The organism is Acinetobacter sp. 226-1, assembly GCF_030329325.1.
Taxonomy (GTDB): domain Bacteria; phylum Pseudomonadota; class Gammaproteobacteria; order Pseudomonadales; family Moraxellaceae; genus Acinetobacter; species Acinetobacter sichuanensis.
The window spans coordinates 1-11,216 of record NZ_JACANU010000024.1 but is presented as its reverse complement, the minus strand read 5'-3'; the positions used below and the strand labels follow the sequence as shown (position 1 = coordinate 11,216).

The 11,216-nt window shown below is 34.0% G+C and carries 7 protein-coding genes; 3 read left to right on the top strand and 4 right to left on the bottom strand.

What is annotated here, in order from left to right:
- Positions 1-322 precede the first annotated feature (322 nt).
- A complete protein-coding gene (locus HX124_RS17245) occupies positions 323-1,672 on the top strand; it encodes an aromatic acid/H+ symport family MFS transporter (protein WP_286384306.1) in 1,350 nt (449 codons plus the stop codon).
- A 99-nt stretch (positions 1,673-1,771) separates the two neighbouring features.
- On the opposite strand, the gene erpA is transcribed toward HX124_RS17245, so the two are convergent.
- The 4 genes from erpA to HX124_RS17225 form a co-directional block, all read right to left on the bottom strand.
- Positions 1,772-2,107, bottom strand: coding sequence for an iron-sulfur cluster insertion protein ErpA (erpA, locus tag HX124_RS17240; protein WP_107010027.1), 336 nt, complete (start codon positions 2,105-2,107; stop codon positions 1,772-1,774).
- Between the two features lie 128 nt (positions 2,108-2,235).
- Positions 2,236-3,240, bottom strand: coding sequence for a putative solute-binding protein (locus tag HX124_RS17235; protein WP_107010026.1), 1,005 nt, complete (start codon positions 3,238-3,240; stop codon positions 2,236-2,238).
- Positions 3,241-3,515: 275 nt separating this feature from the next.
- Complete coding sequence (locus HX124_RS17230) at positions 3,516-4,523, bottom strand: putative solute-binding protein (protein ID WP_107010025.1); 1,008 nt, start codon at positions 4,521-4,523, stop codon at positions 3,516-3,518.
- 398 nt (positions 4,524-4,921) lie between these two features.
- Positions 4,922-5,926, bottom strand: coding sequence for a putative solute-binding protein (locus tag HX124_RS17225; protein WP_286384308.1), 1,005 nt, complete (start codon positions 5,924-5,926; stop codon positions 4,922-4,924).
- 366 nt (positions 5,927-6,292) lie between these two features.
- Between HX124_RS17225 and HX124_RS17220 the strand changes: the two genes are divergently transcribed.
- Complete coding sequence (locus tag HX124_RS17220) at positions 6,293-8,281, top strand: 5'-nucleotidase C-terminal domain-containing protein (protein ID WP_286384310.1); 1,989 nt, start codon at positions 6,293-6,295, stop codon at positions 8,279-8,281.
- A 462-nt stretch (positions 8,282-8,743) separates the two neighbouring features.
- A complete protein-coding gene (locus HX124_RS17215) occupies positions 8,744-10,867 on the top strand; it encodes an AAA family ATPase (protein WP_286384312.1) in 2,124 nt (707 codons plus the stop codon).
- The last annotated feature ends 349 nt before the right edge of the window (positions 10,868-11,216 follow it).

Sequence of the window (11,216 nt, the reverse complement as noted above, 5' to 3'; positions counted from 1 at the left end):
GCTGATGGTAGTGTGGGGTTACCCATGTGAGAGTAAGTCATCGCCAGCTTTTAAATCTAAAAGCCCCCTCAAAGCGAGGGGGCTTTTTTTATGAGAGAAGGAAAGCGAAAATTAGAAAATAATACAGCATAAAGGAAGATTGTTTATTTATATTTTTTAAATTAAAAATCATATATTTACTATTTTTATATATCTATAAATTTTTATTATCCCTATGTCTAATTGCTCATAAACTTTGTCTTGCGTATATTGCGCCGACCTTGAATTTTACTTGAAAATTCATGTGAGAAATCTGGACAAGTACTCATGGGAGATGAGAACGATGACAATGGAAAACATAGATATTAATTCTGTAGTCGATAAGGCGAAATTTACCCCGTTTCACTTCAATGTAGTGGCTTGGTGCTTATTGATTATTTTATTTGATGGATATGACTTAGCAATTAATGGAGTAGTGTTACCTTTATTAATGCAAGATTGGGGTTTAAGTGCAGTACAAGCAGGGATGCTTGCGAGTACTGCATTAGCAGGCATGATGTTTGGCGCAATGTTTTTTGGCTCTTTGGCTGATAAAATTGGGCGTAAAAAAGTCATTATGATCTGTATTGTGTTATTTAGTGGTTTAACATTTGCTGGAGGCTTTGCCTCAAATCCAACTGAATTTGCAATTTTACGTTTTTTAGCAGGTTTAGGTATTGGCGGCGTAATGCCAAACTTGGTTGCATTAACTTCTGAATATGCACCAATTAAAATGCGCAGTACATTAGTAACAACAATGTTTAGTGGTTATGCAGTGGGTGGCGTCATGGCTGCTTTATTAGGTTCATGGTTTACTCCTAGTTTTGGTTGGCAAGTGATGTTCTTTATTGCTGGTATTCCTTTATTTTTATTACCTGTGATTTGGAAGTTCTTACCTGAATCTTTAGCATTTATTGTGAAAGAAAATAAGCAAGAAAAAGCGCGTAGTATTGTGCGCCGTCTTGCACCAAATTTAACTGTCACTCAAAAGACGACTTTTACTTTGCCAAAAGTTGAGGTGCCTGAAGCAGCGAATGTGGTTAGTTTATTTCGTCGTGGACGTGCAACAAATACGCTTTTGTTTTGGTTAGCATTTTTTACATGTTTATTGACAATGTATGCCTTGAGTAGCTGGTTGCCAAAATTGATGATGGCAGCAGGTTATTCAATGGATAATAGCTTGATGTTCATGATGGTGATGAATGTCGGAGCAGTTGTTGGGATTGTGGGAGGAGGGATTTTGGCTGATCGTTTCCATCTGAAACCTGTATTAATGTGTTTAGGAATTATGGGGGCGATTGTAATGAGCTTGATGGGCTTTCAATCCAACCAATTTCTTTTATATATTTTAGTCTTTTTAGCTGGTGCAGCATCTATTGGCTCACAAATGCTGTTGTATAGTTATGTTGCACAATATTATCCATTGGCAATTCGCTCTACAGGAATTGGCTGGTCTTCTGCAATTGGTCGTATGGGTGCGATTGTTGGACCTATTTTAATTGGTGGTTTACTCGGAATGAGTTTACCTGCGCATTTTAACTTTATGGCTGTTGGTTTACCTGTTCTCATTACTGCAATTGCTGTCGCTTTAATTATGAATGATGATGAGTCTGAAAAAATTAATGCAAGTGCATCAGTAGTTGCCAAAGTTTAATGATCTGATTCTTATAAAGTTTTTATTTATTAAAATTGATGAATAAAAAAATCTCCCCTAGTTCTTAGAATAGGGGAGATTTTATTTTTAAAACAAAAATTAGATAGAGAATGAAGATCCACAACCGCAAGTTGTTGTTGCGTTTGGATTATCAACAATAAAGCGAGAACCTTCTAAGCCTTCAATATAATCAACTTTTGAACCAACTAGATATTGGTAACTTAAGGAGTCAACTAACATTTTGACATCGCCATTTATAAATTCTGCATCATCTTCATTCATATTTTCTGCAAAATTAAAACCATAAGAAAAGCCAGAACATCCACCACCTGTTACATAGACACGTAACATTAAATCCTGATTACCTTCGCTATCACGAAGTTGGCGAACTTTATTTGCAGCGTTGTCTGTGAGCTCAAGTGCTTGGGCATTCATGCGATTGTTCCTCAAATTCAAATGGCTTAAATGAAAAGACCATATATTTAGTATAGCATACTCAATATATGGTCAGTGAGTCGACTTTAAAGTAAAATCAGACTAAATTTATCGGATTTAAACTAAAATTATTTATAGTTCTCATCTTGTAATGCACATTCAAAGTTTTTAGGGTCATTTTTACAGCGGAATTGCCATAAAAGTTTCATCATTGGTTTGCTATAGACGCCTTGTTTGGTCAAACTAATTCGTGATTCACGCATTAATTTTTGATAACCAGCTTTGTCTGATTCAGGTACTTGCATCCAGTATTTAGCAGGAATATCAGCTTTCATTTTACCAATGATCGTAAATGCACGAGGCAGCTGTGAACGTACCCAATCACGTGATTTTTGACCAAAACCTGCTGGGAATTTATCAGTGCGAATAATTAAATTACCTGTGACCTGTAAGATCGGATAATTCACAATCGCACCTTTTGAGCCCAGACCTTTATGCAACTCTAAAGGTTTAAACACGGCTGCTGGAGCACCAATAATATCAACTTGTCCATTATTAAACTTTGCTCCAAAGTTTGTGACATCAGCACTAACGGCTTGTGCACCTACTTGTTGCACCATGATTTTTTGTGCTTGGTCATAGTCTAAAACTGCAATTTTTTTACCTGCTGCTTTCGCAACAGTATTAATATTACGGTCATTTACCATGAGGAAGGCATCACCTACAGGAATGACACCGACGACTTCATATTGACCATTGACCATATGTTTAGCAAAGTTTGGAGATGTTAAACCTTGCATGATTTTAACAGCAAGATTGAGGTCGGGGATGGCACCAATAGCATCAAGTGATCCTGTAAAGTTATTGAATTGGCGACCACGCATACCTGTGACACTGATACCATCACATTTACCTGCTTTAAAATCTTCTGCGATAACACCTTCGTTTTGATTTACTTTGAGTTCAATATCAGCGCCCCAAGCTTTTGCAGCAAGCTGATAATCTTTCATTAAATTAAAAACATCACCATTTTTACCCACCAAATCAAATACACAGATGACTTGTTTTGCCTGAGCAGTTGACACCGCTGCACATAAGCCTGCTGTAACTAAGAGCATCTTAGACCATTGCATTTTATTTTTTCCTTTCCATGATCAATTTATTGTTTTGTTCTATGTTGAATTGAATATTTTTTTCATTCAAAAATAGAACTAGGTTGATATTGCTGGCTTAAATTCTGCATTTTTTATTGGATATACTTTTCAACGAAGCAAAAAATAAATCAGCTTAAAATATCAATTTTATACAAGATTAAGACTTAATCATTGATTCAACAATGACTTAAATGACAGAAAATAAAATTAAAAAAACCCAGAACGAATTCTGGGTTTTTCTTTTTAAATCAATATTATTCGCCAGCTAAAGAGCATTCGAAGTTCGCTTTATCGACAGAACAACGTGCTTTTTTCAATACTGACATCATTGCAGGGTCATAAACGCCCATTTTTGTTAACTCTAAACGACCATCACGCATCATTTTTTGATATTTCAATTTATCATCAGCAGTTAAATTTACTTTGTATTTTGCTGGAATTGATGATTCTAAACGGCTAATCATAGCAAAACTTTTTGGTAAGTTTTTAATGAAGTAGTCACGTGATTTTTGACCAAATCCTGCTGGGAATTTCTCTGGACGAATCAAGAAATCAGCCGTAATTTGCATCACTGGGAAGTTAAATACAGCACCATTGGTACCTAAACCTTTGTTTAATTCTAAAGGTTTATAAGCATATGCTGGTGCGCCAATCATATCAACTTGACCGTTATTAAATTTCGCAGCAAAGTTTGAGATATCTGAAATAACCGCTTGTGCACCTACACGTTGTACAATGACTTTTTGAGCTTGGTCATAGCCAAGAACAGCAAACTTTTTACCTGCCGCTTTTTCAATTGAGTCAATATTTTTATCACGTACAAAAATGAAAGCTGAACCTAGTGGTGCAATACCAGCAACTTCATATTTTTTGCCGCCTAAGTTTGATACCATTTTGCCAGCATTACGAGCATCTAAAGCAAAAGTAATTGCTTTTTGTGCAATACCGTTACTTGGTACACCACCTAAAGAATCGATTGAACCAACGAATTTGTTATACTGACGTGCGCGCATTGCTGTCATGAATACGCCATCACATTTACCTGCTTTAAAGTCGTTATCAGCAACAGCTTCATCTTGTTTAGGGATTAAGTTAACATCAGCACCCCAGCCTTTAGCAGCAAGAGCCCATTCTTGTGCCATTTGGAAAGATTCACCAGATTTACCTAATAAGTCAAATACACAAATATCAATTGCTGCATTTGCAGTTGTTGTGCTTAAACCTATGATTGTTGTTGCAGCAGCTAAAGCTATTTTTTTCATATTTTGATCCTTGTCAATTATACGTCCATAATTGGAGTTTCTTTTAAACGCAATCTTAATCAAATTTTTTTAAAAAAAATAGAGCTTTTACTCCATTTTTTTGTATATATTCTACCATTGCATTATTTTATTTTTCACAGTAATAGTAAGCAGTTGTAAAAAATTATTGTGAAATAAGTTTTTGTATTTTATTCACTTTTGTTTGAAATTTTACGCTTATCACAATTAAAGCATTTAAAAAAACAAAAAATGATATAAAAAATTGAATGTCTTCGTATATTTCTTATTACAAGTAAATATGTTTTGACTTACATTGTTTCAAGTTAAAATCTGTCAAAAGCTAAAAAATTCATGACAGATTTATGAAGAGAACAAAAAAGTAGACAAATTTTTCAGCTTTATTCGTCAGGTAAAGAGCATTCAAAGTTGGTACGATCCACAGTACAACGTGCTTTTTTGAGTACAGACATCATGGTTGCATCGTATACACCACGTTCAATAAGTTCGATACGTACTTCTCTTAATAATTTTTGGTATTTGATTTCATCTTCTTTTGAAATATTAAGTTTATATTTGGCTGGGATTTCTGCTTCTAAACGTTCAATCAATTTAAAGGTTTGTGGCATTCTTTTTAAAGACCAAGCCCGTGATTGGCTGCCAAAATTATTTGGAAATTGATCGGCTTTAATAATAACATCAGCTGTGACATGCATGACAGGATAAGTAAACATCGCACCTTTCGCGCCTAAGCCTTTTTGGATTTCTAAAGGTTTAAAGGCATAAGCTGGTGCTGGTACTGAATCAACTTCACCTGAATTAAATCTTTTTACAAAGTTAGATAAATCAGAGGGAACACCGATCGCCCCCACACGATCTACAGCAGCTTTTTGAGCGATATCATAGTGTAAATACGCAAACTTAATCCCTTTTGCTTTGTCAAATGAGTCAATTTTGCGATCACGAACAAAAATATAAGCCATGCCTAAAGGGCTGATGCCTGCTAATTCATATTTTACGCCATTTTTAACAGACACGAGGCGCTTATCATTACGTTTATCTAGCGCATAAGCAATCGCTTTTTGTGCAATAGCATAAGTAGGAACACTGCCTACAGCATCAATTGAACCGCCAAACTTATTGTATTCACGTGAACGCATTGAAGTCATTGCAACGGCATCACATTTGTCAGTTTTGAAGTCATTATCTGCTTGTTCTTCTGTTTTATAAGGAATTAAATTGATATCTGCTCCCCAAGCTTTAGCAGCCAAAGCCCATTCTTCCATAACTTTGTATGATTCACCTGCTTTACCTAAAAGATCAAATACACAGACATTTTGTTTTGCTTGTACTGTAGGAGACATAAAAATGCCGAAAGTACAGGCTAAAAATAAATTTCTTTTCATTTTTATTCCCTAAACTTTTATCCAATTGAATTCATAAGTTTTTATCTGTTTTAACATAATAATGTGATAATGATCAAATATTAAACGCTGAATGGTCAATATAATTTCATAATGAGAGCTTCAATACCTGACAAGATCATTTTGGATATATTGAATAATCAATAGATTTTTTTATTAAAGATCATTTTTTTGTTTTTAATATGCTGATTTATATTGTTTTTAATTTTAAAAAAATGTTGTAAATATTGACATGAAAAATATTAAATCAATTTTAAATCACTTGAAGATTGTTTAAATAATATTCATTAAATCGAAATATATAAATTGCACACTAGAAACATAATTTATAGCGATTAGAGAATATAAATGCATCTTCCAAATAAAAAAAGTACGTTGGTTATTTTAGCATTATCAGTGACTTTGACAGCATGTAATGATGATAAAGATAATGTGACAGTCATTACACCACCCACTCAAAATAAAAATTTAGAGCTGAATATCGTACATATTAATGACCATCACTCTCATTTAGACGAAGATAAAGATGGCTTTACATTAAAAATGAATGTTGGCAAAGGCGATGAAGAATTTAATGCAAGTAAAGGTGGCTTTGCACGTGTGGCTGCTTTTATTCATCAAGTTCAAGCAGAAAAGAAAAATGTTTTTAAGATGCATGCAGGCGATGCAACAACAGGCGATTTATATTATAACTTGACAGAGGGTAAGGCAGATGCAGATGCTATGAATAGCGTTTGTTTTGATACTTTTACACCAGGAAATCATGAATTTGACTCAACTGATGCAGGTTTGAAAAAGTTTATAGATTTTTTAGATCAAGGCACTTGTGAAAATAAAACAAAAATTTTATCTGCTAATGTGACTTTTGGTGCATCTTCACCTTTATACCAAACACAACGCATTCAAAAATCACAAATTTTTGAAAAAGATGGTGTAAAGTTTGCTGTAATTGGATTAACCATCGCAAATAAAACAAAAAACTCTTCACAACCAAATACAGATACCTTATTTGCTGATGAAATTGAAACAGCACAAAAAGAAATAAATCAATTAAAAGCGCAGGGCATTCATAATATTATTTTACAAACTCATGTTGGATATGATTTAGACCAAAAATTAGCGACATCTTTGACGGATGTAGATGTCATTATTGGCGGAGATTCACATACTTTATTAGGTCCAAAAATTTTGGAAAAATATAGTTTAAGCCCAGAAGGTGATTATCCGACCCAACTTAAAAATAAAAATGGGGATTTGGTGTGTATTGCACAGGCATGGGAATATAGCAATATTGTTGGTGAATTAAACGTAAAATTTAATCCTAAAGGTCAAATAGAAAGTTGTAGTGGTACACCGCATGTATTACTCGGTGATGATATTAAACGCACAGTTGATATTCAAAAGTACAATGAAAATTTAAAAAAATACAATCAAAATAAAAATATAGAACAACAAAAAGCCTATACACGTAGTGAAATTATCAATGTCTCTGAAAATGAGAAAAATATCATTAAAAATCAGATAAAAATAGATCAAGCACCATTAGATTTTATACAACCAGACTCTAAAACATTAAGTCTTTTAAAACCTTATCAGATTCAAAAACAAAAATTTGCAGAAGAAGTGGTTGGACAGGCTACGGATAATCTTTGTTCTCGTCGTGTACCAGGAACACAACGTGATGTAGGACGCTCAACTTTAGGTGATATTTGTAATAAAAATAGCCATGTTGATCAACATGGTGGCGATATTCAACAAATAATTGCTGAAGCTTTCTTGCAACAAGGTAAAGCATTTTTTGGAGCAGATATTTCTTTCCAAAACGGTGGTGGTGTACGAGAAGATGTTGCACAAGGTGATGTTACTGTAGGGAAAATTTATAACGTTTTACCGTTTAAAAATACCTTAGTACAGCTCAATATGACAGGTACAGAAGTCAAAGCAACGCTAGAGGATGCGATTGATAGCGTCGTTGTACAAAATAATACAGGAAGCTACCCTTATACAGGTGGGCTGCGTTGGAACGTTGATTTTAATAAAAATAAAGGACAACGTTTAAGTCAAATACAAGTACGTAATGCAACAGGAAAATATGAAGCATTAGATTTGAATAAAACTTATAAAATCGTGACGATTGATTTTTTAGCAAATGGTAAAGATGGCTATACCACTCTAAGCACAATTACAGGTGCACGTCGTACGAATGTGGGTTTAGATTATGCGGAAGCATTTTTGAAATATACGCAAGCTTTGTCAGGGCAAACAGGGCAAAAGAAAATTAATAAATTATCAACTGAAAATTACAGTACCCAACTTTTTGTAGATAAAGCCAAATAAAAAAAAATGTGTACAAAAATCCTGCTTTGTCAGGATTTTTGTATTTATACAGAAAAAAACTTGAAGTTTGAAAAATGAGCAATTAAGATAACGCCAAAATCAGCCATTGTGGCTTTGATCAATAATGATTCCAATTGAAATTTAACCTTTATTCATCTTGTACGTTGCCTTTGACAAGAGATATCTTCACACTTAACTGGTTGCAGGATGACCATAATATCTTGATTTAACCCGCCATTTATTTGATCCAAAACAGCAGAATTGTATTTGGAATATTCGGGAGAAAAATCATGTTGTTAACTGTAGTTATGCACTTTGGTTTGCAATAAAACCATATAAAACTGAACGCTTTAAATTGCGTGAAAAATTTAAAAACTTTTTAAAGAATATAAATGCTTTCAGTACGTTGTTTTAATGAAAAATGACGCGCGTACTGACATTTAAAAAATTGTTAGTGAAAATATGAATAAATATGTAAATCAACCTTTTGCCAATGATGTGCAACAAGGTGAGATGGAGAGTTTTACTGAAATTCATCCATTGGCGAAGCTATGGGCTTTTCGTTTTTTAGTTGAATTAGGTGGTGCAAAAGAGTTTATTTCAGACAATTGTTTTAATAATCAGTGGATTGCAAAACAGTTGGGCTTTTCTGAACCTTTGTTAAATGATCAATTTAACGAGCAAGCTGCCTATCAAGAACTTAAACAGCTTCATCAAAATATTGAACAGCAGCATTTAAATCAGCCATTTCAATTTAGTGAAGAATTACAATTTAATCTTAAATTATTACAACAGCTTTTAGATTTAAATGATGTTGAAAGTCTGATTTTAGGTTTTGTGATTTTACTCAATAGCGAACAGCTTTTAGATGATATTGCAGATACATTGGGCGAGTTAACAGCGTCTAAAACCTTACGTGCATTAGCGATTGTGTTGGATGTGCCTTATGAAGAAATTCGTCAAGCACTCTCTACACAAGGGCGATTACATCGTAGTGGTTTAGTCAGTTTACAGCAGTATTACCGTAATTATTTACGTATTAAATTAAGTTTAGTCTCAAATCAATTGGTGGATAAATTACTGGTTAAAGCCAATGATGTGATGGATTTATTCACAGGTACGATTAATAAAAGTGATAGGGCTGAACTTACGATTCAAGATTATCCTCATCTACAAAAAGATTTAAATTTATTGCTGGCTTATTTAAAACAAGTCAAAAATACCAAACAAAAAGGTGTAAATATCTTCCTTTATGGAAGCTCAGGTACAGGTAAAACGCAGCTATGTAAAGTCTTAGCTGCTGAGTTAGCGGTACAACTTTTTGAAATTTCTTATGAAGATGCGGATGGTGATGCCATTTCTGCAACAGGGCGTTTATGTGCTTATCGTGCAGCACAATGTATTTTTGACAGCCAATCTGCTTTATTGATGTTTGATGAAGTTGAAGATGTATTTAATGATACTGAAAATGGAATGGGAATGAAAAGTACTGCCCAGAGTCGTAAGGCTTGGGTAAATCGTATTTTAGAGCAAAACCAAACACCTACAATTTGGGTGTCTAATTCTGATCAGCTTGATCCTGCATTTATTCGTCGCTTTGATATGGTCTTGGAAATAAAAGTACCGCCGAAAAAGCAACGTATGAACTTTATTGTTAAACAATGCGGTCATGAATTAGATCCAATGTATCAAGAAGCATTTTCAAATATCGAACAGCTTTCACCTGCGATTTTAAATCGTAGTTATAAAGTTGCGAAAATGGCAAAAATGCACAATGACGATTTAGCGCTACCCAATAGTATGACGAAATTAATTTCAAATACATTAAAGGCGCAAGGTTTTCGTGCAGTTAAATTACAAGACAGTAATGCTTTGCCACAATTTTATGACCTGAGTTATATCAATACACCCTCTAACTTAAAAGACATTGCCACAGGAATTCAACGCCATGGCTTTGGTCGTTTATGTTTATATGGTGCATCAGGTACAGGTAAAACGGCATTTGCACGTTGGTTGGCTGAATTCATTGACCAGCCTTTGCTGATCAAGAGAGGCTCTGACTTAATTTCACCTTGGGTTGGGCAAACTGAACAAAACTTAGCACAAGCTTTCGCTGAAGCTGAAGAGCAGCAAGCCGTATTATTGTTAGACGAAGTTGACAGCTTATTACAAGATCGTCGACAAGCAAGTAAGTCTTGGGAAATTTCACAAGTAAACGAGTTCTTGGTTCAAATGGAAAGTTTTAACGGGATTGTTGTTGCAACAACCAACCGTTTTGAAGAATTAGACCAAGCTGCTTTACGTCGTTTCGATTTTAAAATGCACTTTGATTTTTTAACCTACGCACAGCGTTTTGCTTTATTGGAAAATGTTTGCCAACAATTAAATCTTGAAATAGACGAAGCTCAAATTAAAACACAGCTACAAGGATTAAATCGTCTTTGTGCAGGAGACTTTGCTGTCATTGTCCGTCAAGCGTGTTTTCAGCCCTTCAAAAATGTAAATGCTGTACTACAACACTTACATGAAGAAATGGCTGTTAAATATAAAACTTCACAAAGTATTGGATTTACCGCATCAAATTGATGCGGTTTTTCTTTTTTAATCGAAAATTAAAAAATGTGGACTAAATTTTCAGCAGTGATAATGAAAAATAAATTACCAAAATGCTTTAATTGTGAAAAAAATAATTAAAATTGATTAAAAAATAGATAAAAAAACATTTTTTTAATGATTTTCGTAGAAAAAACACCCATACAATAAAAAACTTTAAAAAAAGGGGTTGCGTCGTATGTGAAATACTGTAGAATGCACATCCATCGGCGGTGATGAGGATTAAAACTTCTGATAAAACAATGACTTGGTTGAATTGATTGAGTTGGGTTTTAGAAGGAAGGGTTAAAAATAATTTTCATTATTAGTTGACTTTCTAGAG

Coding starts and splice junctions, on each gene's coding strand:
- HX124_RS17245 (WP_286384306.1), top strand. CDS start 323: ATGACAATGGAAAACATAGATATTAATTCTGTAGTCGATAAGGCGAAA.
- HX124_RS17215 (WP_286384312.1), top strand. CDS start 8,744: ATGAATAAATATGTAAATCAACCTTTTGCCAATGATGTGCAACAAGGT.
- erpA (WP_107010027.1), bottom strand. CDS start 2,107: ATGAATGCCCAAGCACTTGAGCTCACAGACAACGCTGCAAATAAAGTT.
- HX124_RS17220 (WP_286384310.1), top strand. CDS start 6,293: ATGCATCTTCCAAATAAAAAAAGTACGTTGGTTATTTTAGCATTATCA.
- HX124_RS17225 (WP_286384308.1), bottom strand. CDS start 5,926: ATGAAAAGAAATTTATTTTTAGCCTGTACTTTCGGCATTTTTATGTCT.
- HX124_RS17235 (WP_107010026.1), bottom strand. CDS start 3,240: ATGCAATGGTCTAAGATGCTCTTAGTTACAGCAGGCTTATGTGCAGCG.
- HX124_RS17230 (WP_107010025.1), bottom strand. CDS start 4,523: ATGAAAAAAATAGCTTTAGCTGCTGCAACAACAATCATAGGTTTAAGC.